Origin of the sequence: Pseudomonas sp. EA_35y_Pfl2_R111 (genome assembly GCF_963970955.1) — a bacterium.
GTDB lineage: Bacteria > Pseudomonadota > Gammaproteobacteria > Pseudomonadales > Pseudomonadaceae > Aquipseudomonas.
Genome location: NZ_CAXAOM010000001.1, coordinates 300224 through 323603, shown reverse-complemented (window position 1 = coordinate 323603; position 23380 = coordinate 300224). Strand labels below are relative to the sequence as shown.

At 59.4% G+C, this 23380-nt stretch carries 21 protein-coding genes; 13 read left to right on the top strand and 8 right to left on the bottom strand.

The features are described 5' to 3' along the window. Positions 1–10: 10 nt before the first annotated feature. A complete protein-coding gene (locus tag AACY25_RS01770; RefSeq protein ID WP_339522149.1) occupies positions 11–1936 on the bottom strand; it encodes a transglycosylase SLT domain-containing protein in 1926 nt (641 codons plus the stop codon). A 217-nt stretch (positions 1937–2153) separates the two neighbouring features. After that, entirely contained in the window at positions 2154–2309 is a 156-nt protein-coding gene (locus tag AACY25_RS01765) for a hypothetical protein (protein ID WP_339522147.1), read from the bottom strand. Between AACY25_RS01765 and AACY25_RS01760 the strand changes: the two genes are divergently transcribed. Both AACY25_RS01760 and AACY25_RS01755 read left to right on the top strand, forming a co-directional pair. Further along, a complete protein-coding gene (locus AACY25_RS01760; protein WP_339522146.1) occupies positions 2308–4230 on the top strand; it encodes an ATP-binding cassette domain-containing protein in 1923 nt (640 codons plus the stop codon). The genes AACY25_RS01765 and AACY25_RS01760 overlap by 2 nt on opposite strands. A 63-nt stretch (positions 4231–4293) precedes the next feature. Beyond that, on the top strand, positions 4294–4980 hold the full coding sequence (locus AACY25_RS01755) for a DUF6901 family protein (RefSeq protein ID WP_339409779.1): 687 nt from the start codon (positions 4294–4296) through the stop codon (positions 4978–4980). Between the two features lie 30 nt (positions 4981–5010). Here AACY25_RS01755 and AACY25_RS01750 read toward each other — a convergent pair whose 3' ends face one another. Further along, positions 5011–5451 (bottom strand): universal stress protein, encoded by a 441-nt coding sequence (locus tag AACY25_RS01750; protein ID WP_339522145.1) that lies wholly within the window; start codon positions 5449–5451, stop codon positions 5011–5013. Between the two features lie 87 nt (positions 5452–5538). Here AACY25_RS01750 and AACY25_RS01745 point away from each other — a divergent pair, with 87 nt between their 5' ends. Then, a complete protein-coding gene (locus tag AACY25_RS01745; RefSeq protein ID WP_339522144.1) occupies positions 5539–5976 on the top strand; it encodes a hypothetical protein in 438 nt (145 codons plus the stop codon). Positions 5977–6134: 158 nt separating this feature from the next. On the opposite strand, the gene AACY25_RS01740 is transcribed toward AACY25_RS01745, so the two are convergent. Then, the gene (locus AACY25_RS01740) at positions 6135–6953 is read right to left on the bottom strand and encodes a hypothetical protein (protein ID WP_339522142.1); all 819 of its coding nucleotides are present in this window, start codon (positions 6951–6953) and stop codon (positions 6135–6137) included. A gap of 485 nt (positions 6954–7438) precedes the next feature. Between AACY25_RS01740 and fadB the strand changes: the two genes are divergently transcribed. From fadB to AACY25_RS01710, 6 genes are all read left to right on the top strand, one after another. After that, entirely contained in the window at positions 7439–9586 is a 2148-nt protein-coding gene (fadB, locus tag AACY25_RS01735; protein WP_339522141.1) for a fatty acid oxidation complex subunit alpha FadB, read from the top strand. A 30-nt stretch (positions 9587–9616) separates the two neighbouring features. Beyond that, on the top strand, positions 9617–10792 hold the full coding sequence (gene fadA, locus AACY25_RS01730) for an acetyl-CoA C-acyltransferase FadA (RefSeq protein WP_090248066.1): 1176 nt from the start codon (positions 9617–9619) through the stop codon (positions 10790–10792). A gap of 85 nt (positions 10793–10877) precedes the next feature. Next, entirely contained in the window at positions 10878–11114 is a 237-nt protein-coding gene (locus AACY25_RS01725) for a DUF1653 domain-containing protein (protein ID WP_090387350.1), read from the top strand. 125 nt (positions 11115–11239) lie between these two features. Then, positions 11240–13849, top strand: a complete 2610-nt coding sequence (gene topA / locus AACY25_RS01720; RefSeq protein WP_339522140.1) for a type I DNA topoisomerase — start codon at positions 11240–11242, stop codon at positions 13847–13849. Positions 13850–13920: 71 nt separating this feature from the next. Then, positions 13921–14439 (top strand): DUF6586 family protein, encoded by a 519-nt coding sequence (locus AACY25_RS01715; RefSeq protein ID WP_339522139.1) that lies wholly within the window; start codon positions 13921–13923, stop codon positions 14437–14439. Positions 14440–14517: 78 nt separating this feature from the next. Further along, on the top strand, positions 14518–14751 hold the full coding sequence (locus AACY25_RS01710) for a hypothetical protein (protein ID WP_090248059.1): 234 nt from the start codon (positions 14518–14520) through the stop codon (positions 14749–14751). Between the two features lie 112 nt (positions 14752–14863). On the opposite strand, the gene sulA is transcribed toward AACY25_RS01710, so the two are convergent. Then, the gene (sulA, locus tag AACY25_RS01705; protein ID WP_339522138.1) at positions 14864–15340 is read right to left on the bottom strand and encodes an SOS-induced cell division inhibitor SulA; all 477 of its coding nucleotides are present in this window, start codon (positions 15338–15340) and stop codon (positions 14864–14866) included. A gap of 10 nt (positions 15341–15350) precedes the next feature. Continuing rightward, a complete protein-coding gene (lexA, locus tag AACY25_RS01700) occupies positions 15351–15962 on the bottom strand; it encodes a transcriptional repressor LexA (protein WP_339522136.1) in 612 nt (203 codons plus the stop codon). A 272-nt stretch (positions 15963–16234) separates the two neighbouring features. Between lexA and AACY25_RS01695 the strand changes: the two genes are divergently transcribed. Genes AACY25_RS01695 through AACY25_RS01680 form a run of 4 tightly spaced genes read left to right on the top strand, consistent with a single transcriptional unit; the run spans position 16235 to position 19282 of the window. Next, on the top strand, positions 16235–16942 hold the full coding sequence (locus AACY25_RS01695) for a TetR/AcrR family transcriptional regulator (protein WP_339522135.1): 708 nt from the start codon (positions 16235–16237) through the stop codon (positions 16940–16942). A 47-nt stretch (positions 16943–16989) separates the two neighbouring features. Next, complete coding sequence (locus tag AACY25_RS01690) at positions 16990–17514, top strand: L,D-transpeptidase (RefSeq protein WP_339522134.1); 525 nt, start codon at positions 16990–16992, stop codon at positions 17512–17514. 21 nt (positions 17515–17535) lie between these two features. Continuing rightward, complete coding sequence (gene nagZ / locus AACY25_RS01685) at positions 17536–18534, top strand: beta-N-acetylhexosaminidase (protein WP_339523790.1); 999 nt, start codon at positions 17536–17538, stop codon at positions 18532–18534. A 10-nt stretch (positions 18535–18544) separates the two neighbouring features. Continuing rightward, on the top strand, positions 18545–19282 hold the full coding sequence (locus tag AACY25_RS01680) for an S-methyl-5'-thioinosine phosphorylase (RefSeq protein WP_339409764.1): 738 nt from the start codon (positions 18545–18547) through the stop codon (positions 19280–19282). Positions 19283–19343: 61 nt separating this feature from the next. On the opposite strand, the gene AACY25_RS01675 is transcribed toward AACY25_RS01680, so the two are convergent. Both AACY25_RS01675 and mfd read right to left on the bottom strand, forming a co-directional pair. Continuing rightward, entirely contained in the window at positions 19344–19883 is a 540-nt protein-coding gene (locus AACY25_RS01675) for a CsiV family protein (RefSeq protein ID WP_339522133.1), read from the bottom strand. 11 nt (positions 19884–19894) lie between these two features. Further along, positions 19895–23332: a transcription-repair coupling factor gene (gene mfd, locus AACY25_RS01670; protein ID WP_339522131.1), complete on the bottom strand. Its 3438-nt coding sequence runs from the start codon at positions 23330–23332 to the stop codon at positions 19895–19897. Positions 23333–23380: the final 48 nt, after the last annotated feature.

Here is a 23380-nt window from a genome sequence, read left to right as displayed (position 1 = left end):
GATTAAGCCGCTATTGGTCGAAGTAACGCTCGTGCCAGGCGACCAGTGGCTGCGGCGCGTTGAGCTTCTCGCCGTAGATCACCGAGTAGGACAGCACGTTTTGCACGTACTGGCGGGTTTCATCAAACGGGATATTTTCGATCCACACGTCATACGAGAGATGATCCGCGCCGCGTAGCCATTGACGTACCCGGCCTGGGCCGGCGTTGTAGGCCGCGGAAGCCAGCACCCGGTTGCCGTTGAACTGGCCGTAGATCTGGCTTAGGTAGGCCGCACCCAGCTGAATATTGACTTCCGGGCGGTAAGCCAGCTGCGGCGATGACAGCGGAATGCCAAAGCGCTTGGCGGTTTCTTTGGCGGTGGCTGGCATTAGCTGCATCAAACCCATGGCGCCGACGTGGGATTTGGCATCGGCCATAAAGGCGCTTTCCTGGCGAGTGACGGCAAATACCCAGCTGGAATGGATGTCGCGGTTCTTCGCCTCACGCACTAAATGTTCGCGGTGGGCCATCGGGAAACGTACTTCCAGATCGTCCCAATACTGCGCCTGGCTGATAGTGCGGATGGCTGGGAAGTACCAGCCCATGTCATAGGCCAGGCGGGCCTGGGCGACCATTTCATCCCGGCTGAACAGGCGGCTGACGTTGTACCACTCGCGCCGGCCATCGGCCACCTGACCACGGGCGTGAAACTCCAGAGCACGGCGAATTGCCGCCGAGTTGCGTACTTTCTGGATCGTCTGTGGGCTCAGGGCCAGTGGCTTGTTGTTCAACTGGTAGGGCGCCTGTACCTGGTCGGCGGCCATAAAGCCGTAGAAATCACGTTCTTTGGCCAGCGCCTGGTACAGCACTTTAGGTTCCTGGCTATTGGGCTGCGCCAGTTGCAGGCTGCGCGCCTGCCAGTAGCGCCAGCGGTTGGTATTCCCGAGTTCCGCTGGCATTCGGCGGGTTAGTTGGTTGGCTTCATCCCAGCGGCCCAGGCGTAGCAGCAGGCGGGCGCGCCATTCGCTGACGGTGTTGTCGCGCAGTTCGGGGTCGTACTTGGCCATGACCTGCAGGGCGCGGGCATCAAAGCGCTTGGCCAGGGTCAGGCCGATTTCGCGGGCAATGGCTACTTTTTCCTCGCTGGAGAATTTCATCCGCTGCGCGTAGCCGTCGAGCAGTTTGAGTGCGCTTTCCGGGTCCTGGCGAGCCAGGCGGCGCAGGCCCAGGCCAACCACGTCAGCCATGGCCGAGTCGGTCTGGGTAAAGCGTGAAGTCTGTTTCAGCAGTTCGGGCTTCTGCGCCACCTGCATCAGAGTTTTGCCGTGGTTGCCCAGAGTCGGCATGGTCTTGATCAGGTGAGTGACCAGGCCGTAGTTGCGCGCTTCAGCCGCTAGCTTGGCGCGCTGCCAGCGTTTCTGTTCGGTGAGCTGACCTTCTGCGGCCCACAACGCAAACAGCGGGTCGCAGGCGTTAGGCTGGGATTTGCCGACCAGCCAGAGTTTTTCTGCGGTGGCGCTGCCTTCGGCGCGCATGCCGTGGCTCAGCTGGTATTGGCCATACAGGCAGTCGAGCTCGGTGAAGTTCAGCGCCGGGTCGTAGTAGTTGATAAAGGTCTGCCATTCACCGCGCTCGGCCAGCCAGCGCAGCCAGCGCAGTTTCATCCAGCTGATCTGCGGCAGGTCGCCATGCTCGGCGAGAAATTTCTCGATTTCGTCATTGCTCGCCCATTTCAGCCGGGCGGTCAGCTCGTCATAGGCCAGGTAAGGCTCCAGCGGGTAATCGCGCAGGGCGCTGGCATAGCGCTGGTAAGGACCTTTGTCGCCCTTGGCCAGCGCGGCTTTGGCTTGGTCGTAATATTGACGTTGTTGCGTCAGGGTGGCGGCTTGCGCCGCAGCGACGCTCAGGGAGGAAACCAATAGGCAGGACAGTAAACTAAACAGGGGACCGCGCATGACACTTCCAGGCAAATAGTGCGTATGGCCCTAGCTTAGTCGTTTGCCTATGGGCGGTGAAGGCGCAATACGTTTCAATCGGCAATTGTCAGCACTCATCGCCGCCGGAGCCTTTGGCCGCCGCGCTAGAGCGTTTGCTGCCTAGGTAGCCTATGGGTAGGGCAGAATTTACCGTGCCTGCCACTGAAATTGCCTGCTTGGTTTGTGCGCTTCTCGGTTAGAATGCGCGCCCTGTTTTGCGGGTGCCTTGGGCAGCTGCAGATGATTTTCTGGGTGTTTTCAGGTTGCCGCTGTGCCTTGACAGCAACGAAGCCCGTTGCTCGGCCACGGTTTTACCGGCCTTCACCCGTCGTTTTTTGTTGAGGCGTGCCATGACCCTGCTCAAGTTCACCGATATTTCCCTGGCCTACGGCGCAATGCCGCTATTGGACAAGGTGTCTTGGCAGATCGCCCGTGGCGAGCGGGTGTGCATCATTGGCCGCAACGGCACCGGTAAGTCGAGCATGATGAAACTGGTCAAGGGCGACCAGAAGGCTGATGACGGCGCCGTCTGGCGCGCGCCGGGCCTGAAAATCGGCGAATTACCGCAGGAATTGCCGCTGGCCGACGAGCGCACGGTGTTTGATGTGGTCGCCCAGGGCCTGGACGGCGTGGGAGAGTTGCTTGCGCAGTACCACCACTTGGCGCAGAACTGTGTCACCGAAGCCGATCTGGATAAGCTGATGCATGTCCAGCAAGACCTCGAAGCCCGTGACGGTTGGCGCTTGCAGCAGCTGGTCGATAGCACCCTGAGCCGCCTGCAACTGCCGGCCGACAAGACGCTGGCTGAGCTCTCCGGCGGCTGGCGTCGCCGCGTGCTGCTGGCCCAGGCGCTGGTCTCCGAGCCTGATTTGCTGCTACTCGACGAGCCAACCAACCACCTGGATATCGGCGCAATTGCCTGGCTGGAAGAAGCCTTGACCGATTTCCAGGGCGCGGTGCTGTTTATCACCCACGACCGTTCCTTCCTGCAGAACCTGGCTACGCGCATCCTCGAACTGGACCGTGGCGGCCTGATCGACTGGAACGGCGACTACGCCAGCTTCTTGGTACACAAGGAAGCAACCCTGGCCGCCGAGGAAACCGCCAACGCGCTGTTCGACAAGCGCCTGGCTCAGGAAGAAGTCTGGATTCGCCAAGGCATCAAGGCCCGCCGCACCCGCAACGAAGGCCGCGTGCGTGCCCTGAAAGCCCTGCGCGTCGAGCGCAGCGAGCGCCGTGAACGCACTGGCAAGGCCAATATCCAGCTGGAAACCGCCGAGAAATCCGGCAAGCAGGTGATGGTGCTGGAGAACGTCAGCTTTGCGCATCCGGGCGGACCGTTCCTGATCAAGGACTTCTCTATGGTGCTGCAGCGCGGCGACCGCATCGGTCTGCTCGGCGCCAACGGCACCGGCAAAACCACGCTGCTCAAGCTAATGCTCGGCGGCTTGCAGCCTACCAGCGGTGAAGTGGCCGAAGGCACGCGCATCGATGTGGCTTATTTTGACCAATTGCGTCACCAGCTCGACCTGGAAAAGACCGTGATCGACAACGTCGCCGAAGGCCGCGACTTTATCGAGATCGACGGGCAGAACCGCCATGTACTGAGCTACCTGGGTGACTTCCTGTTCAGCCCGCAGCGTGCGCGTACCCCGGTCAAGGCGCTGTCTGGCGGTGAGCGGGCACGCCTCTTGCTCGCCAAGCTATTCAGCAAACCGGCCAACTTGCTGGTGCTGGACGAACCGACCAACGACCTCGATGTGGAAACTCTGGAGTTGCTTGAAGAAGTACTGCTGACCTTCCCTGGCACCGTGCTGATGGTCAGCCACGATCGGGCCTTCCTCGACAACGTGGTGACCAGTACCCTGGTCTTCGAGGGTGAGGGCCTGGTCCGTGAGTACGTCGGCGGTTATCAGGATTGGCTACGTCAGGGCGGTTCGCCGCGCCTGCTCGGGGTTGGCGAAAGCAAAGCCGGCAAGCCTGAACTAGCCTCAGCAGTGGTCCCGACGCCGGTAGCGGCAGAGCCTGTGGCGGCCGTGGCCGCAGCAGCGAGCAAGAAAAAACTCAGTTACAAGCTGCAACGCGAACTGGAAGCCATTCCCGGGCAGATTGATGTGCTGGAGGGGCAGGTTGCCAGCTTGCAGGAGCAGATCGGCTCGTCGAGTTTCTATCAGCAGCCTGCGGAAAAGACCGCTGAGGTGCTGGCGAAATTGCAGGCCGTACAGCATGAGCTGGAACAATTGGTCGAGCGTTGGGCGGAGCTGGAAGGCTAAACCCGATGTGTTAAGTACGTAACGCACTCAAACAGGATTTTGAGACTTCTGGCGGAGACATTCATGGCCATCGAGTACCGCATCACTCTCGACGACAATCATCAGTTCAGCTACAGGATCGAGCTGGATCGGGTGTATGAGGCAGAGGCAGCGCAAAGCGCACCGGCCTGGACGCGTCTTGAATACCAGCAGTGCAGCAATTGTCCGCTGAGCAAGGACAACTTCAGTCATTGCCCGGCGGCTGTCGACTTGCACCGGGTCATCGAGGATTTTCAGGGCCTGCCGGCATTCAAGAAAGTGGCTGTATGGGTGCGTACGCCGGAGCGTGAGTACAACAAGCAGGTGGGTCTGGAGGAGGGACTGCGCGCGCTGCTCGGCGTGATCATGGCGACTAGTGCCTGCCCAGTGCTGGGTAAGCTAAAGCCCATGGCGCAGCACCATCTGCCGTTTGCTAATAGCCAGGAATTCATTCTGCGCACGGTGTCGCTGTACCTGACGCAGCAGTACTTCAATCTGCGCGAAGGGCGCACGCCTGACTGGGAGCTGAAGGGGCTGGTGCGTATGTTTCAGCAGCTACAGCTGGTCAATCAGGCGTTCTGGCAGCGGATTCACGCGACCTGCGAGGGCGACTCCAACCTCAAGGCGTTCCTGACCTTTTTCTCCATGGCCTCGAGCATGACCTATTCGCTGGAAACCCAGTTGCAGAAGATTCGCCCACTGGTCATGAGTCCATCTGTTAGCGGTGAATAGCGCTGCCGCGTTATTCACCCGCAGTTTGCTTTAGTCGGCTTTTTTCAAGCGTACGGCCAGCACGTCGCAGGGCGCGCCGTGCAGCACGTCATTGGCCGTCGAACCCAGTAGCAGTGCGAGGCCATGGCGGCCGTGGCTGCCGACGACGATTAGGTCGCACTGCTGTTCTTCGGCCAGGCGATGGATTTCCTGGCGCGGTTGGCCATAGGCCAGGTGGCGGTGTTCTGCGCTGAGGTCGGGATACTTGCCAGAAAATTTGTCCAGGCGCTCACGGGCTTGGTCGAATTGCTGCTGTTGCAACATCGATAAATCCATCGGCACGTCGCCGCCAAAGGCCATGGCCATGGGTTCGACGATATGCACCACAGACAACTTGGCCCCACTGCTGGTGGCCAGTTTCTGCGCGCGGTGCATCACCGGGTCGCATTCTTCGGTAAGGTCGACGGCGACCAGAATGTGCTGGTAGGGCATGGGGTAAGTCTCCTTGCAAATGAATCAATGGTTTTAGTATGGCCGTCTTGAGCGCTGATGACAGGTTTTTGCCGGTGAGATAACGATATGAGTCCCTGGTTTCTGCTTTTGCTCTTGGCCTTTTTGCTCAGTCCGCTGGCCTGGCTGGTGCCCTCGCGCCATCAGCGTGGGCAGATGGATGTGCGCCTGCAGGCGCGGCGTATGGGTGTGGCGATGCAGCTGTCGCGCCAGGAGTGGCCGCATTGGTTGCTGCGTCAGCCGCCGCATTCTTGTCCGCAATACCACCGTGCACGCCGCCGCGGCCGGGTCGATAGCTGGTGCTATTGGCAGATGGAGCCGGGGCAGTGGGTGAATAAATGGCGCGAGCCCTGCGCCGATCAGGCCCTGTTGACGCAATTGCAGGCGTTGCCAGCGGATGCGTTCAAGGTCGAGGCGACTGATCAGATGCTGTCGGTCTGCTGGGGTGAGCGGGGCGCTAGCGAAGCGTTGGAGACAATTGTCGCGTTTCTGAAGGCCAACGCCTGAACAAAATTGTCTGGAACATTTTTTAACGTCGCGTAGCGACGGCCCGAAGGGTGGCCGCCAGGGATGGCAGGCCATAATAAAGAAGGCCCAGTGCGAGCACTGGGCCGGAGTACGGCCAGGCAGGCCGGTAAAACGAATGCGGATGGCGGCGGTCGCGATCAGAGGTTGGCGGCCGCGTATTGACTGGAAATCTGTTCAATGCCCTGGATGATGGTGTTGGAGTACTTGTTGACCAGAAATGGCACGCTGTTCTCGTTGTAATTGATCAACGACTTCTCAATATAGCGCCATTTAGTGGCAACCCCTTCCCAAGATTGTTTGAGCTGTGGCGTGTTCTTCGGGTCTTTCTCTAGCGCCGCCATCTTGCTGGCGAATTCACTGACCAGCTCCTCCATCGGTCGTGCGTCGCCGCCGCCCATAAAGGTGGCGCCTACCGAGGCGCTGCGTGAGGCGTAATCCACGGCAATGCCTTGCATCAGCACGCTCTGTTCGCGGCTGCGTTGGGTTAGCGCTGGCACGCTGTAGCTGCCTTCCTGCTGGATCTTGGTATACAGCTCATGACTTAGCGTCATCAGTTGCTGGTTGCGCGCGGCTAAGTCGGCTACCGGCTGCAGGTCTGTGTAGCCCTGGCTCTTCAGGGCGGTTACCAGATTGTTGAGATCAATCTGATAACCCTTCCACTGCTGATCCAGCTGCGAGCGCAGGGCTTTTGCACCTTCGCCGGGCATGTCGGTCAATGCCGTCAGGTGGCTATTCACCTCGCTCAGCGAGTCATTGATCATTCGCGCATAGCGTTGATCACCTTCCATGCCGTTAAACATATAGAAATCGCCCAGGGACTTTTGTGCTGCCAGGCGCAGCTGGTGCAGTTTCAGCAGGTTGGTAGCGGCATCTGCAGCCTGGGTTGCGGCGCTGATTAGAGGGAGAGTAATTGCGAGCAGGGTGCTCAAAGCAATGGCAAGCATGCGGCTCGACATGGGGGAAACTCCGTGCGCCCTTGATTGGGCTCTAATTGTTTTTGTTTTTTGGGCTACGGGCGGTCTAAAACGGCCGTATTGAGACGACTGTACCTGCAGCTAAATCATTTTGCTAGGTATGCGCTGGATCACACTTCTGTCTGCCAAGTTAACAAAGTGACTCGATATCGCTGCGGATGGCCGCTTGTTCGCTGCACAGTCGTCAGCGTACTGCTGTACGCCTGAACGTAACGTTTTGTACGCCTTTGCAGTCACCACAGGCCAATTGACAAGCAGGGGCTTTTCCTTGAAGGTGTGCACACCCAAATCAAACGGGCGTATGAATTGAGCGTTTGCCTTCAAAGGCACCGCCTTTACAGCCCGATTATCGCGTCGGTGGGTGTGCCAGGCTGATAGGGGCTACTCTAAAACGACTATGTCGTGGAGTAGCTTGCTGGTTGGCTCCGATGTGTACTGTTCAGCTTCCATACCGTGGAGATCAGTTGATGATTTACGAAGGTAAAGCCATCACGGTTAAGACTCTTGAGAGTGGCATCGTCGAATTGAAATTCGACCTCAAGGGTGAATCCGTCAACAAATTCAACCGTCTTACCCTCAATGAACTGCGTCAATCCGTTGATGCGATCAAGGCCGATGGTTCGATCAAGGGCGTGATTGTCACCAGTGGCAAAGACGTATTTATCGTCGGCGCCGACATCACCGAGTTCGTTGACAACTTCAAGTTGCCCGACGAAGAACTGGTGGCTGGCAACCTCGAAGCCAACAAGATCTTCAGTGATTTTGAAGACCTCAATGTCCCGACTGTTGCTGCGATCAATGGCATCGCCCTGGGCGGTGGTTTTGAAATGTGCCTGGCTGCGGATTACCGCGTCATGGCCGAAAGCGCCAAAGTTGGCCTGCCGGAAGTTAAGCTGGGCATCTACCCAGGCTTCGGCGGTACTGTGCGTCTGCCACGTGTTATCGGTACCGATAACGCTGTTGAATGGATTGCCGGCGGTAAAGAAAACAAAGCAGCTGACGCGCTGAAAATGGGTGCAGTGGATGCCGTGGTTGCCGCTGACAAGCTGCAAGCCGCTGCCCTGGACCTGATCAAGCGCGCCATCTCTGGCGAGCTGGACTACAAGGCCAAGCGTCAGCCGAAGCTGGAAAAGCTCAAGCTCAACGCTATCGAGCAGATGATGTGCTTCGAAACTGCCAAAGGTTTCGTTGCTGGTCAGGCTGGCCCGAACTACCCGGCGCCGGTTGAAGCGATCAAAACCATTCAGAAAGCCGCCAACTTCGGTCGCGATAAAGCGCTGGAAGTGGAAGCTGCTGGCTTCGTCAAACTGGCTAAAACCCCGGTTGCTGCCAGCCTGATCGGCCTGTTCCTGAACGATCAGGACCTGAAGAAGAAAGCCAAGCAGTACGACGAAATCGCCAAAGACGTGAAACTGGCTGCCGTGCTCGGCGCTGGCATCATGGGTGGCGGTATCGCCTACCAGTCCGCTTCCAAGGGCACCCCGATCCTGATGAAGGATATCCGTGAAGAGGGTATCCAGATGGGGCTGGCCGAGGCTTCCAAGCTGCTCGGCGGTCGCGTTGCCAAAGGTCGTATGACTGCGGCGAAGATGGCTGAAGCCCTTACCGCTATTCGTCCAACCATGTCCTACGGTGACTTCGGCGCTGTCGATATCGTTGTCGAAGCCGTTGTCGAGAACCCGAAGGTCAAGCAGATCGTTCTGGCTGAAGTGGAAGGCGTGGTTAAAGAAGACGCAATCCTCGCGTCGAACACTTCGACCATCTCCATCAACTTGCTGGCCAAGGCCCTCAAGCGTCCGGAAAACTTCGTCGGCATGCACTTCTTCAACCCGGTGCACATGATGCCGCTGGTTGAAGTGATTCGCGGTGAGAAGTCCAGCGACGTAGCCGTGGCTACCACCGTTGCTTACGCCAAGAAAATGGGCAAGACCCCGGTTGTGGTCAACGACTGCCCAGGCTTCCTGGTTAACCGCGTGCTGTTCCCGTACTTCGGTGGCTTCTCCAAGCTGCTGGCATTCGGCGTGGACTTCGTGCGTATCGACAAGGTCATGGAGAAGTTCGGCTGGCCGATGGGCCCGGCGTACCTGTCCGACGTGGTCGGTATCGACACCGGGCACCACGGCCGTGACGTAATGGCTGAAGGCTTCCCGGATCGCATGGCTGTTGAAGGCCGTACCGCAGTTGACGTGATGTATGAAGCAGATCGCCTGGGCCAGAAGAACGGCAAAGGCTTCTACTCCTACGAAATGGACAAGCGCGGCAAGCCGAAGAAGGTTTCTGATCCGGTTGCCTACGACCTGCTCAAGTCCATCGTGGCCGAGCAGCGTGAAGTGACTGATGAAGACATCATCAACTTCATGATGATTCCTCTGTGCATGGAAACCGTGCGTTGTCTGGAAGATGGCATCGTTGATACCGCAGCTGAGGCCGATATGGGCCTGATCTACGGCATCGGCTTCCCGCCGTTCCGCGGTGGTGCGCTGCGTTACATCGATACCGTCGGTGTAGCCGAGTTCGTTGCCCTGGCCGACAAATACGCCGAGCTGGGCGCGCTGTACACCCCGACTGCCAAGCTTCGCGAAATGGCCGCTAACGGCCAGAAGTTTTTCGGTTAATCGCGCAACGACTAGAGCGAGAGTGAATTTATGAGCCTGAATCCTAGAGATGCAGTCATCGTCGACTTCGGTCGTACCCCGATGGGTCGTTCCAAGGGCGGCATGCATCGCAACACCCGTGCCGAGACCATGTCGGCCAACCTGATCAGCGGCGTGCTGGCACGTAACACCAAGCTGGATCCAGCTGAGGTGGAAGACGTGATCTGGGGCTGCGTTAACCAGACCCTGGAGCAGGGCTGGAACATCGCGCGCATGGCGTCGCTGATGACCCAGATCCCGCATACTGCTGCTGGCCAGACTGTAAGCCGCCTGTGCGGTTCGTCCATGAGCGCTCTGCACACTGCCGTGCAGGCGATCCAAACCGGTAACGGTGACGTGTTCGTCATCGGCGGTGTGGAGCACATGGGCCACGTAGGCATGATGCACGGCGTTGATCCAAACCCGCACCTGTCGCTGTACGCGGCCAAGGCCTCGGGCATGATGGGTCTGACTGCTGAAATGCTCGGCAAGATGCATGGCATCAGCCGTGAGCAGCAGGACGCATTCGGTGAGCGTTCGCACCGTCTGGCCCACAAAGCTACCGTCGAAGGCAAGTTCAAGGATGAAATCATCCCGATGCAAGGCTACGACGAGAACGGCTTCCTGAAGGTGTTCGACTACGACGAAACCATTCGTCCGGAAACCACCTTGGCAAGCCTGGCGGCACTGAAGCCTGCGTTCAACCCGAAAGGCGGCACTGTGACTGCAGGTACGTCCTCGCAGATCACTGACGGCGCTTCCTGCATGATCGTTATGAGCGCCCAGCGCGCCCAAGACCTCGGCATTCAGCCAATGGCAGTGGTTCGCGCCATGGCCGTGGCCGGTGTTGATCCAGCGATCATGGGTTACGGTCCAGTACCGTCGACTCAGAAAGCCCTCAAGCGTGCTGGCCTGACCATTAATGACATCGACTTCTTCGAGCTCAACGAAGCCTTCGCTGCCCAGGCCCTGCCTGTGCTGAAGGACCTGAAAGTGCTCGACAAGATGGAAGAAAAGGTCAACCTGCACGGCGGCGCGATCGCTCTGGGTCACCCGTTCGGTTGTTCCGGTGCGCGTATCTCCGGTACCCTGCTGAATGTGATGAAGCAGAATGGCGGCACCTTCGGTGTGTCGACCATGTGCGTAGGTCTCGGCCAAGGCATCACCACCGTCTTCGAACGCCTCTAAGCTTCACCGGCGTAAGAGATGGAAAAACCGGGGCCGAGTGCCCCGGTTTTTGTTTATCAGCAGAAAATCTTCAAGGAACTCACCCATGCAGCTACAGCCCGGCCTCTATCGTCACTACAAAGGCCCTGAGTACCGTGTATTTGGCGTAGCCCAGCATTCCGAGACGGAGCAGGCGATGGTGGTCTATCAGGCGCTGTACGGCGAGTTTGGCCTGTGGGTGAGGCCATTGGAGATGTTCTGCGAAAGCGTTGAGGTGGACGGCGAGACGGTTCCACGCTTTGCTTTGATTCAGGCTGAAACCGCACTGTTCACTCGGCCTTGAGCTGACATCGGGCCACTGCTGCGCTTGACCTCAGCCAGACCACCACTATATATAGCGGTGCCGCGCTAGCAGGCAGTACAGCGCCTCCCGCATTTATTTATCGAATTTCAGGAATTTTCCAATCCATGGGCAAATCGCTGGTCATCGTGGAATCCCCGGCCAAGGCCAAGACCATCAACAAGTACTTGGGCAACGAGTACGTGGTGAAGTCGAGCATCGGCCACATCCGTGACCTACCCACCAGTGGTTCGGCAAGCACCGCCAAAGAGCCGGTCAAGCGTGGTAAAGCCGCTGCAGGTGAAGTACCGGCGCTGTCGCCCAAGGAAAAAGCCAAGCGTCAGCTGTTTGCGCGCATGGGGGTTGATCCCGAGCACGGCTGGAAAGCCAAGTACGAGATCCTTCCAGGCAAAGAGAAGGTAGTCGAAGAGCTGCGCCGTTTGGCCAAGGATGCCGACACCATCTATCTCGCAACCGACTTGGACCGCGAGGGGGAAGCCATTGCCTGGCACCTGCGCGAATCCATCGGTGGCGATGACAGCCGCTACAAGCGTGTGGTGTTCAACGAAATCACCAAGAAGGCCATCCAAGAAGCGTTTTCCAAGCCTGGTGAGCTGGATATCAATCGAGTCAATGCCCAGCAGGCGCGGCGCTTCCTTGACCGCGTAGTGGGTTATATGGTCTCGCCGCTGCTGTGGGCCAAGATCGCGCGTGGCCTGTCTGCCGGTCGTGTGCAGTCGGTAGCCGTGAAGCTGGTGGTGGAGCGCGAGAAAGAGATCCGCGCTTTCGTCCCTGAAGAATACTGGGAAGTGCACGCCGATCTGGGTACCGCCAAGGGCGCCAATGTGCGCTTTGAAGTGGCCCGCGAGAACGGCGCTGCCTTCAAGCCGCTGAATGAAGCTCAGGCCATGGCGGCCCTGGCTACGCTAAAAGCTTCCAGCTACAGCATCACTAAACGTGAAGACAAACCGACCAGCAGCAAGCCGTCGGCACCGTTTATTACCTCCACCCTGCAGCAGGCTGCAAGTAACCGCCTGGGCTTCGGGGTGAAGAAGACCATGATGATGGCCCAGCGTCTCTACGAGGCTGGCTATATCACCTATATGCGTACCGACTCGACCAACCTCTCGGCCGATGCTGTGAGCATGGTGCGTGACTTTATCGAAGGTGAGTTCGGCAAGAAGTACCTGCCGGCCAACCCGATTGCCTACAGCAGCAAGGAAGGCGCCCAGGAGGCGCACGAAGCGATTCGTCCTTCCGACGTCAACCTCAAGCCGACGCAGCTGTCGGGCATGGAGCGTGACGCCGAGCGTCTGTATGAGCTGATCTGGCGCCAGTTCGTGGCCTGCCAGATGCCGCCGGCTGAATACCTGTCGACCACTGTGACCGTCACTGCGGCGCAGTTCGAGCTGCGTGCCAAGGGCCGTATTCTCAAGTTCGACGGTTACACCCGCGTATTGCCGCAGCTGAGCAAGCCAGGCGATGACGATGTATTGCCGGAAATGAATCAGGGCGAAGCGCTTAAGCTGATCAAGCTTGATCCGAGCCAGCACTTCACCAAGCCGCCGGCGCGCTACTCGGAAGCCAGCCTGGTCAAGGAAATGGAGAAACGCGGTATCGGTCGTCCGTCGACCTATGCAGCGATTATTGGCACCATCCAGGACCGCGGCTACGTGGCGCTGCATAACCGCCGCTTCTACTCCGAGAAGATGGGTGACATCGTCACCGAGCGTCTGGCTGAAAGCTTCTCCAACCTGATGGACTACGGCTTTACCGCCGGTATGGAAGAGCACTTGGACGATGTAGCCCAGGGCGAGCGCGAGTGGAAGCACGTGCTGGACGAGTTCTACGGTGACTTCAAGAAGAAGCTTGAAGTGGCTGAAGCGGGCGAGGGCGGCATGCGTGCCAACCAGCCGACGCTGACCGATATCGCCTGCCGTGATTGCGGCCGGCCAATGACCATTCGTACCGCATCAACTGGGGTATTCCTCGGTTGCTCCGGTTATGCCCTGCCGCCGAAAGAACGCTGCAAGGCCACCGTCAATCTGGTGCCGGGCGATGAAATTGCCGCGGATGACGAGGGTGAGTCTGAGTCGCGCGTGTTACTTGGCAAGCACCGCTGCCCGATCTGTTCGACCGCGATGGACGCCTACCTGCTCGACGAAACCCGCAAGCTGCATATCTGTGGCAATAACCCGGATTGTTCCGGTTATGAAGTGGAGCAGGGTCAATACCGCATCAAGGGCTACGAAGGGCCGAGCCTGGAGTGCGACAAGTGCGGCAGCCAGATGCAGCTCAAGACCGGTCGTTTCGGCAAGTTCTTTGGCTGTACCAACAGTGAGTGCAAGAACACCCGCAAACTGCTGAAAAGCGGTGAAGCGGCGCCGCCGAAAATGGACCCGGTGAAGATGCCGGAGCTCAAGTGCGAGAAGGTCAACGACACCTACATCCTGCGCGACGGCGCTTCGGGTCTGTTCCTGGCTGCCAGCCAGTTCCCGAAAAACCGCGAAACTCGTGCACCGCTGGTGTTGGAGCTGATTCCGCATCGCGATGAGATCGATCCCAAGTACCACTTTCTCTGCGATGCGCCAAAGAAAGACCCGCAAGGTCGCGCAGCGGTGATTCGCTACAGCCGCAAAACCAAGGAGCAGTACGTACAGACCGAGGTCGACGGCAAGCCGACTGGCTGGCGTGCGTTCTTTGATGGCGGTAAGTGGAAAGTCGAAGACAAGAGCTGATCTAGCGGAGCGCGTGTCGGCCATTGGCCGGCGCGCGTATGCTTATCCAATCCGCTGTGGAGGGTGCCGCAATGGCCAATGAACTCTATACCCGCACCAATCAGAAAATCTTCTACGCCGGCCTGGCGCTGGAGTCCTGGCGCAAAGCCGAGCAGGGTCAGAGCATGAATGCTCTAGCCTTGATCCAGGCCGAGCGCGAGGCTGCGTTGTTTCATCTGTACGGTGCGTTGCTGAGCCTGTGCCATGAGATTGCCGGCTACTACCGCTTGCCTGACAGCGCTGCTCCGCAGGCCGAACGCTTTCTCACCGAGGAAGTGTTGCAGGCGGCGCCTAGCCAGGAGCTGGGTGAGCTGGTCGAGTTGACGCAGTCGGCCGATAGCTGGGTCGCGCAACTGCTCAAGGCCTATGCCGAGCTGTTTCAACCGCCGCAGGCGGGTAAGAAAGCCAAGGTCGACCCCAGCACTCCGTTGATCACAGCGGTCAGTTTGGATGAAGAAGTCGCACCTTTGGCGCAGGACACGCTTGAGGCCTGGCGTCAGCAGCTGAAGGCTCTGGCACAGCGCTTTCGGCAAACCCTGAGTGAGTGGTAAGAGGCTGATTGGACCGGCGGACTAGGGTGAGCCCGGGTCGGCTGTTACACTATCTGCCTTTCGTGGAGAGCTAAGCCAATGCCTACATCATTCCTGGAAATTGTTGAATTGCCCGACGGGCGCATTGCCCTGCGTCGTGCAGAGGATGAAGAATCACTGGTGGTGCTGGACTTCTCTGCCGATGCCAAAGCGTTCCTGCAGGGGCAGCACGTCGAGGTGGCCAAGGCCATGCTCAATGTCGGTGTACAGATGGCGGGGCGCCTGGCTGAAAATAATTTCCAGCAGGAAGAGGGGCCGCGGGTTCTGCATTGATTGCAGAATTCTTCCAGGCTCTGAGCTAGAGCGTTCTGCTCGCGTTAGCTGGTTCTTGCATCAGGTTTTTACTGGCTGATGCGCACATTCCTTGTGCATGACCTTTGGCCAATCACCCCAGACTGATATTCAGGCTTTGCGCCTTGCCCTGGCGGGCCGCTTGCTCAAGCTGTTGCCGTGCCTGGCGTTCCAGCGGATGCAGCCAGCTAACAACCGTGTGACTGCGTCCCAGCGTCAAGGCTTGTTGTGCCAACTCCAGCGCGCTTTGTGCGCCACGTGGATGCAGCAGCAGAATGCGTTCGCGGTTCAGGCCTGCTTCGCGTAGCCAAGTCTGGGTAAGACTGGATGGCGGGGCGATCAGGGTCAGCCAGCGTTCGTCGTGGTTGTCGCTGAGTTCACGCAGAATCGGCGCTAGAAGATTCAGGCAGTGCCCGACTGCACCACGCAGCGACAGTTCACTGAACGCCTCTGTCTCATCATCCTGCCAGGGCAGCTCAGCGCTATCGGCAAGTAATGGCGTCACCGTCGATGCCAGAAATGCATCGAACAAAGGCAGTTGTGTACGGTTCAGTGATTGCGGGAACTGCATAAATCCTCCACTAGCGGCGGATAACGCCGACGCTCAAACCTTCAATAATCAGGTCCTGTTCTTCCAGGTTTATTTCGATCGGCGCGAACTCCGGGTTTTCCGCAATCAGCCAGACCTTGTTGCCTTCACGCTTGAAACGTTTGACGGTCACTTCATCGTCGAGACGCGCCACCACTACTTGCCCATTACGGGCTTCACGGGTGGTGTGTACGGCCAGTAGGTCGCCATCGAAGATGCCGATGTCCTTCATGCTCATGCCGCGTACACGCAGCAGGTAATCAGCCTTGGGGTGGAAGAAGTCCGGATTGATCTTGCAGGACTCTTCGACATGTTGCTGCGCCAGAATCGGTGCGCCTGCAGCGACGCGGCCAATCACCGGCAAGCCTTCGTCGTCCTCGGCATTGGGCTCAAAGCCTGGAATGCGAATGCCGCGTGAAGCCCCAGGAGTCATTTCGATTGCACCCTTGCGGGCCAGGGCCTTGAGATGCTCTTCCGCTGCGTTGGGGGATTTGAAACCCAGTTTCAAGGCGATTTCCGCACGGGTAGGCGGATAGCCGTTGTCTTCAAGGCACTGCTTGATGAAGGCGAGAATTTCAGCTTGGCGCGGCGTCAGTTTTAGCATGGTCGGCTCTGTTTTTTTGTACAGTGACTGGTATTATATACAGTGATCGTGGATTGGCAATCTTTGTGTTCTGATCTCTACTCAATTGACCTTTGTATCCTCTGTTGCTGCGTCCTGTTACTCGGGCTGCTCATAGGGCGTCTAGCTAGGGTTAGCCTGTACCTTTAGCGGATGTCTGTGACCACCCGGCCACAAGATGGTTTGCCCGGCTTGACAAGGCGGGCGGCTGAAACGTATGTTTCAAACAAGTGTTTGTTCAGATGAAAAGAGTCATGGCCCAGTCGGAAACCGTTGAACGCATTCTCGATGCGGCAGAGCAGCTTTTTGCGGAGAAAGGTTTCGCAGAAACGTCTCTGCGTTTGATCACCAGCAAGGCAGGGGTAAACCTAGCTGCGGTGAATTACCACTTCGGCTCGAAGAAAGCCCTGATTCAGGCGGTGTTCTCGCGCTTTCTCGGGCCTTTCTGCGTAAGCCTGGAGCGTGAGTTGGATCGCCGTCAGGCCAAGCCTGAAACCAAGGTCAGCCTCGAAGAGCTGCTTGAGTTATTGGTAGAGCAGGCGCTGACAGTAAAACCGCGCAGCGGCAACGACCTTTCAATCTTTATGCGTCTGCTGGGCCTGGCCTTCAGCCAGAGCCAGGGGCACCTGCGCAAGTACCTCGAAGAGGTGTACGGCAAGGTATTCCGCCGCTATATGCAGCTGGTGCATGAAGCCGCTCCGCGCATTCCTCCGCTGGAACTGTTCTGGCGGGTGCACTTTATGCTCGGCGCCGCAGCGTTCAGCATGTCCGGGATCAAGGCCCTGCGGGCCATGTCGGAAACCGACTTCGGCGTTAACACCTCGATTGAGCAGGTGATGCGCCTGATGGTGCCATTTCTGGCTGCCGGCATGCGTTCCGAAACCGGTTTGACCGATGAAGCTCTGGCTAGCGCTCAGCTCAAGCCGCGCACCAAGACGCCAGCCATTCCCAGCAAAGTTTGACCTCGGCAGGTGGGCTTGGCGGATGCTATCCGCTAAGCTAGCCGCCCATGGTTGCTCTCGATTTTCTGCATATATCCCTCGCCGATCAGTGCTTGTATGGCTTTGCCAATGGGCAGCTGCAGCTGCGCCTGAGTGTTTCGACCGCGCTGAACGGCGCCGGTGAGCGCAATGGTTCCGGCTGCACGCCGCGGGGCTTGCACAAGGTGCGGGCGAAGATTGGTGAGGGCTTGCCGAGCGCTGCCGTACTGCGCGGCAGGCGCTGGACCGGCGAGGTCTGGTCGCCTGAGTTGCATGCGCAATTTCCCGGCCGTGACTGGATTCTTACGCGCATTCTCTGGTTGAGTGGTTGTGAGCCTGGACGCAATCGTCTGGGCGCTGTCGATACCTTTCGCCGCTATATCTACATACACGGTACGCCGGACAGCGAGCCAATGGGGGTGGCGCTGTCGCATGGCTGCGTGCGTTTGCGCAACAGCGATCTGCTGGGACTCTATGCACGCGTCCCGCTTCACTGTGCGGTACAGATTGACGAGGCCGCCTGCCCTGAGTGGGCGGTTGCGCCTCTTAATTAAGGAAGAGTTGTGAGTGCACGCATGCAAGGTTCATTGATGCTGGATATCGCCGGTACCTGGTTGACCGCAGAGGATCGGCAGATCCTGCGCCAGCCGCAGGTGGCCGGGTTGATTCTGTTCGCGCGCAATATCGAAGACCCGCGCCAGGTGCGCGAGCTGTCTGCGGCTATTCGCGCGGTGCGCCCGGATCTGTTGCTGGCGGTGGATCAAGAGGGCGGCCGCGTACAGCGGCTGCGCCAGGGCTTTGTGCGTTTGCCGGCGATGCGTGCGCTGGCCGATAACGCCAATGCCGAGCATCTGGCCGAGCAGTGCGGCTGGATTATGGCGACCGAAGTGCTGGCTGCAGGTTTGGACCTGAGCTTTGCCCCGGTGCTGGATCTCGATCATCAGCGCAGTGCGGTGGTCGGCAGCCGCTCCTTTGAGGGTGAGTCGCAGCGCGCGACCTTGCTTGCTGGCGCGTTTATCCGTGGGATGAACGCCGCGGGAATGGCCGCTACCGGCAAGCATTTCCCCGGGCACGGCTGGGCCGAGGCAGATTCCCATGTAGCCATCCCGGTTGATGAGCGCAGCCTGGAGCAGATTCGTGTAGTCGATTTGCAGCCCTTTGCACAGTTGAGCCGGCAGTTGGCTGCGGTGATGCCCGCCCATGTGATCTACCCTCAGGTGGATAGTCAGCCTGCAGGGTTTTCCCGGCGCTGGCTGCAGGACATTCTGCGTGGCGAGCTGGCCTTTGACGGGGTGATTTTCAGCGACGATTTGTCCATGGCCGGCGCGCATGTGGTCGGCGATGCGGCCTGCCGCATCGAAGCAGCGCTAGTGGCAGGCTGTGACATGGGGCTGGTGTGTAATGACCGAGCAGCGGCGGAGCTGGCCTTGAGCGCACTGCAGCGACTCAAGGTAGAACCGCCGCAAGGTCTGGCGCGGATGCGCCGGCAGGCCTTTCCGGGTATTGAGTATCGGCAGAGCCCGCGTTGGCTGGCGGCACTTGGCAGCCTGCGCGATGCGCAATTAATCGACTAAGGAGTAATGGATGACGGTTTACGCGATTATCGGCGGTACGGGGCTGACCAAGCTGGACGGTCTGACCATCAAGGCCGCGCTGCATATCGATACGCCCTATGGTGCGCCCTCTGCGGCGGTGCTCAAAGGTGACTATGCCGGTCGTGAGGTGCTGTTCCTCGCTCGCCACGGGCACCCGCATCGCATTCCGCCGCATCAGGTCAACTACCGCGCTAACCTCTGGGCGCTGCGTGAGGCTGGCGCCAAGGCGATTATCGCGGTCAACTCGGTGGGTGGTATTCACCCGGCCATGGGTACCGGGCATTTCTGCCTTCCGCACCAGATCATCGATTACACCTCGGGGCGCGAGCACACCTATTTCGAGGGGGAGCTGGAGCATGTCACCCACGTCGATTTCAGCCACCCCTATGACGCAGGACTGCGCACCAAGCTTGCCAACGCCCTTACTGCCGAACACTGCGCGTTTAGCAGCCACGGCCTTTACGGCTGCACCCAGGGGCCGCGATTGGAAACCGTTGCTGAGATTGCGCGGATGGAACGTGATGGCTGCGACATCGTCGGCATGACCGGTATGCCGGAAGCCGTGCTGGCCCGTGAGCTGGCTTTGCCCTATGCCTGCTTGGCGTTGGTGGTAAACCCGGCTGCGGGCAAGTCCCGTGCGCTGATCACCATGGCGGAAATCGAGCGCGCCCTGGAAGAGGGGATGGGTACGGTCAAGGCCGTATTGGCGCGTGTGTTGGCCAGTTGAGCGATCATTGTTGTAATAAAAAAGGGCCGCATTGCGCGGCCCTTTTTTATGTCGGTGTTTTTTACAGCGGTCTGACGCGAATCAGCATGCCCAGGCTGCCATTATCGACAAAGGTCAGCTCGCCGCTTTTCAGGCGGCTGCTCTGTTTGATGCGCTCACTGTCGGTGAGGATGCCGCTGGCGTCGAGCTGGTTGACCCAGATGTCGCTGTCTAGCTCGATCACGCGGCCGGCTTTAAGGCTGATTGTGCCTTCGACTGGGTAGTGACCGAACTGCTCATCGCCGGTGCTGATGGCGACGCGGCTGCTCGACTCGCCCAGGCTCTGGGACCAGGCTTTGTGCAGCAATACCTGATAACCATTGGAGGGGCTGAGCTTGCCGGCTTCGGCATTTAGTGCGGTGCTGCGGCTGTTGCTGCCATCCACCGGCAGCGCATTCTGCGCCCAGTTGTCGGGTGGTAGTTGGCCGGCGGAAATCGGCGTGGCGGCCTGGCGGAATACGATGACTTCAACCTGATACAGGCTTTCAGCCAGGGCGACAGTGCTGCTGAGTAGGCCCAGCAGGAGAAGCGGTAGCAGGGCCAGGGTGCGGAATGCGCGCATGGGTCAGTCCTTTAGGTAGCGGGAGACAGGCGCTCGAACAGCGCCTCTAAGGTGTTGAATCGTTCTTCCGGGCGCTCCATGGCTACCTGGATTTTAAACATCGTCGCGCCTTCGAACTTGTAGCGGTTTGGCGCGCCCTGGATCAGCTTGATCAGGGTTAGCGGATCGACGCAGGTGTCGGCGGCGAATTCGATACGTCCGCCTTGTGGGCCAGCATCGACCTTTTTGATCCCGAGCTTTTCCGCCTGCAATTTCAGCAGGGTAATGCGCACCAGATTCTTGGTCGGGTCCGGCAGCAGGCCGAAGCGGTCGATCATCTCCACTTGCAGTTCTTTCAGGCCATCCTCGTCGGCGGCGTTGGCGATGCGCTTGTAGAGGATCAGTCGCGCATGCACGTCGGGCAGGTAGTCCTCGGGGATCAGCGCCGGTACGCGCAGGTTGATCTCCGGGCCGCCGCCTAGTGGCTGGTCGAGGTTGGGCTGCTCGCCCTTGCGGATGGATTTCACCGCGCGTTCGAGCATTTCCATATAGAGGGTGAAACCTACCGCCTGGATCTGCCCGCTCTGGCCGTCGCCGAGCAACTCGCCAGCACCGCGGATTTCCAGGTCATGGGTGGCCAGTAGAAAGCCTGCGCCGAGATCCTGGGCGCCGGAGATGGCTTCCAGACGCTTCTGCGCGTCGTCGGTCATCTGCTTGCGCGGCGGGGTCAGCAGGTAGGCATAGGCCTGGTGGTGGCTTCGGCCAACGCGGCCGCGCAATTGGTGCAGCTGGGCCAGGCCGAATTTGTCGGCACGCTCGATGATGATGGTGTTGGCGCTCGGCACGTCGATACCGGTTTCGATAATGGTCGAGGCAATCAGCACGTTGAAGCGCTTGTGATAGAAATCGCCCATCACCTGCTCAAGTTCCCGTTCGCGCATCTGCCCGTGACCGATGCCGATACGTGCTTCGGGCACCAGTTCGGCAAGGTCGGCGGCGCATTTCTCGATGGTCTTTACATCGTTGTGCAGGTAATACACCTGACCGCCACGCAGCAGTTCGCGCAGCAGCGCTTCTTTGATCGTCGGGTTGTTCTGCTCCATGACGAAGGTGCGTACCGAGAGGCGGCGCGCTGGCGGCGTGGCGATGATCGATAGATCGCGCATGCCGGCCACGGCCATGTTCAGGGTGCGGGGAATCGGTGTGGCGGTGAGCGTGAGGATGTCGACTTCGCTACGCAGGCTCTTGAGCTGCTCTTTCTGGCGCACGCCAAAGCGGTGCTCTTCGTCGATGATCACCAGGCCCAGGTTGCTGAATTTAACGTCGTCCTGCAGCAGTTTGTGGGTGCCGATAACGATATCCACCTTGCCCTCAGCTAGTTGCTGCATGGCCTCGCTGACTTCTTTGGCACTCTTGAAACGGCTCATGACCTCGACCTTGACCGGCCAGTCGGCGAAACGGTCGCGGAAGCTGTTGTAGTGCTGCTGGGCGAGCAGGGTGGTGGGCACCAATACCGCCACCTGCTTGCCGCCATGCACGGCGATAAAGGCGGCGCGCATCGCCACCTCGGTTTTGCCGAAGCCAACATCGCCACATACCAGGCGGTCCATCGGTTTGGCGGAGAGCATGTCGCTGTACACCGCCTCGATGGCGGCTTGCTGATCCGGCGTTTCCTCGAAGGGGAAGCCGGCGCTGAACGTGGCGTAGTCGGCCTTCGGGTCGGCAAATGCATAGCCTTCGCGGGCGGCGCGGCGGGCGTAGACGTCGAGCAGTTCGGCGGCGACATCGCGGACCTGTTCGGCTGCTTTACGTTTGGCCTTCTGCCAGATTTCCGAGCCTAAGCGGTGCAGCGGTGCCAGGGCATCGTCGCTGCCGGTGTAGCGAGCGATCAGGTGCAGGCTGGCCACCGGTACGTAGAGCTTGGCTTCTTCGGCGTACATCAGGGCGAGAAATTCGGCGGCCTGGCCGTCGAATTCCATGGTCACCAGCCCCAGGTAGCGGCCGACTCCATGGTCGATATGCACCACCGGCGCGCCTTCGCGCAGCTCGGTAAGGTTTTTGATGACGTTGTCGCCGCCATCGCGGGATTTCTCGCGGCGACGGCGTTGCATAACGCGCTGGCCGAACAGCGGGCTTTCGGCCAACAGGGCCAGATCTTCGAGCAGCAGGCCGTCATCCAGCGGGGCGATGCAGATGCCTAAGCGCTGTTTGCTGGCGGTAAAGGCCGGCCAGCTCTCGAATTCGTTGGGCTTGAGCTTGAGGCGCGCAAGCAACTCCAGCAGCACCTCGCGGCGCCCTGCGGACTCGGCGCAGAACAGCACGCGTCCGGGGTATTCCTCGATAAAGCGCCGCAGCGCCGCCAGCGGTTCGCCGGCCTTGGCCTGGATCGCCAGGTCAGGCAACGGTTTGGCGTTGAAACGCAGGCGGCCGACGCCTTCTTCTATGTCGTCCTGGCTGACCACCACGCGTGGCCAGTTTTTCAGACGGGCGAAACAGTCTTCTACCGGTAAGAAGATATCGGCAGGCGGCAACAGCGGGCGCTCCGGGTCGACGCGGCGATCTTCATAGCGGCTGCGTGCATCCACCCAGAACTGCTCGGCGGCTTTTTCGATGCCCGGCAGGGAAAATACCTGAGTGTCTGCGGGCAAATAGTCGAAGAGGGTGGCGGTTTCCTCGAAGAACAGCGGCAGGTAGTACTCGATACCCGCCGGGGTGATTCCGGTACTGAGGTCCTGGTAGATCGGGCAGCGGCGGAAATCCACGTCGAACCGCTCGCGAAAGCGTCCGCGGAAATCCGTAACAGCTTTCTTTTCCACTGGGAATTCGCGCCCCGGCAGCAGCTTGATCGACTCGACCTTGTCGATGGAGCGCTGGCTTTCCGGGTCGAAGGTGCGCAGGGTTTCGATTTCGTCATCGAATAGGTCAATGCGGTACGGCTGGCTGCTGCCCATCGGAAATAGATCGATCAGTGCGCCGCGTACGGCGAACTCGCCGTGTTCGTACACCGTATCCACGCAGCGATAGCCGGCAGCTTCCAGATTGCCGCGCATCTGGTTGACGTCGAGTTGCTGGCCGACCTGCATGACCAGGCTGCTGCCGAGCAGAAAGCGTTTGGGCGCCAGGCGGTGTAGGGCGGTGGTGATCGGGACTACTAACACGCCGTGCTTGAGCTCGGGTAGGCGATAGAGTGCGGCGATGCGCTGGGAAATGATGTCTTGGTGCGGCGAAAACAGGTCGTAGGGCAGGGTTTCCCAGTCAGGGAAATGCAGCACCGGCAAATCCGGAGCAAAAAAGCTCAGCTCCTCTTGCAGGCGCTCGGCGCTCTGGCTGTCGGCAGTCAGCAGCAGGGTGAAACGTTTGGCATTGCTGGCAGCTTCGGCAATCGCCAGGCTCAGCGCGGCACCGGGCAGGTTGCCCCAGTGTTGTTTGCCGGCAGTGGCCGGCAGGGACGGTAGACGCAGTACAGGCACGGGCGGCTCACGGTCATGGCACAAGGCCGACGATTGTAGCGGGCGTTT

Coding starts and splice junctions, on each gene's coding strand:
- AACY25_RS01770 (WP_339522149.1), bottom strand. CDS start 1,936: ATGCGCGGTCCCCTGTTTAGTTTACTGTCCTGCCTATTGGTTTCCTCC.
- AACY25_RS01760 (WP_339522146.1), top strand. CDS start 2,308: ATGACCCTGCTCAAGTTCACCGATATTTCCCTGGCCTACGGCGCAATG.
- AACY25_RS01765 (WP_339522147.1), bottom strand. CDS start 2,309: ATGGCACGCCTCAACAAAAAACGACGGGTGAAGGCCGGTAAAACCGTG.
- AACY25_RS01755 (WP_339409779.1), top strand. CDS start 4,294: ATGGCCATCGAGTACCGCATCACTCTCGACGACAATCATCAGTTCAGC.
- AACY25_RS01750 (WP_339522145.1), bottom strand. CDS start 5,451: ATGCCCTACCAGCACATTCTGGTCGCCGTCGACCTTACCGAAGAATGC.
- AACY25_RS01745 (WP_339522144.1), top strand. CDS start 5,539: ATGAGTCCCTGGTTTCTGCTTTTGCTCTTGGCCTTTTTGCTCAGTCCG.
- AACY25_RS01740 (WP_339522142.1), bottom strand. CDS start 6,953: ATGTCGAGCCGCATGCTTGCCATTGCTTTGAGCACCCTGCTCGCAATT.
- fadB (WP_339522141.1), top strand. CDS start 7,439: ATGATTTACGAAGGTAAAGCCATCACGGTTAAGACTCTTGAGAGTGGC.
- fadA (WP_090248066.1), top strand. CDS start 9,617: ATGAGCCTGAATCCTAGAGATGCAGTCATCGTCGACTTCGGTCGTACC.
- AACY25_RS01725 (WP_090387350.1), top strand. CDS start 10,878: ATGCAGCTACAGCCCGGCCTCTATCGTCACTACAAAGGCCCTGAGTAC.
- topA (WP_339522140.1), top strand. CDS start 11,240: ATGGGCAAATCGCTGGTCATCGTGGAATCCCCGGCCAAGGCCAAGACC.
- AACY25_RS01715 (WP_339522139.1), top strand. CDS start 13,921: ATGGCCAATGAACTCTATACCCGCACCAATCAGAAAATCTTCTACGCC.
- AACY25_RS01710 (WP_090248059.1), top strand. CDS start 14,518: ATGCCTACATCATTCCTGGAAATTGTTGAATTGCCCGACGGGCGCATT.
- sulA (WP_339522138.1), bottom strand. CDS start 15,340: ATGCAGTTCCCGCAATCACTGAACCGTACACAACTGCCTTTGTTCGAT.
- lexA (WP_339522136.1), bottom strand. CDS start 15,962: ATGCTAAAACTGACGCCGCGCCAAGCTGAAATTCTCGCCTTCATCAAG.
- AACY25_RS01695 (WP_339522135.1), top strand. CDS start 16,235: ATGGCCCAGTCGGAAACCGTTGAACGCATTCTCGATGCGGCAGAGCAG.
- AACY25_RS01690 (WP_339522134.1), top strand. CDS start 16,990: ATGGTTGCTCTCGATTTTCTGCATATATCCCTCGCCGATCAGTGCTTG.
- nagZ (WP_339523790.1), top strand. CDS start 17,536: ATGCAAGGTTCATTGATGCTGGATATCGCCGGTACCTGGTTGACCGCA.
- AACY25_RS01680 (WP_339409764.1), top strand. CDS start 18,545: ATGACGGTTTACGCGATTATCGGCGGTACGGGGCTGACCAAGCTGGAC.
- AACY25_RS01675 (WP_339522133.1), bottom strand. CDS start 19,883: ATGCGCGCATTCCGCACCCTGGCCCTGCTACCGCTTCTCCTGCTGGGC.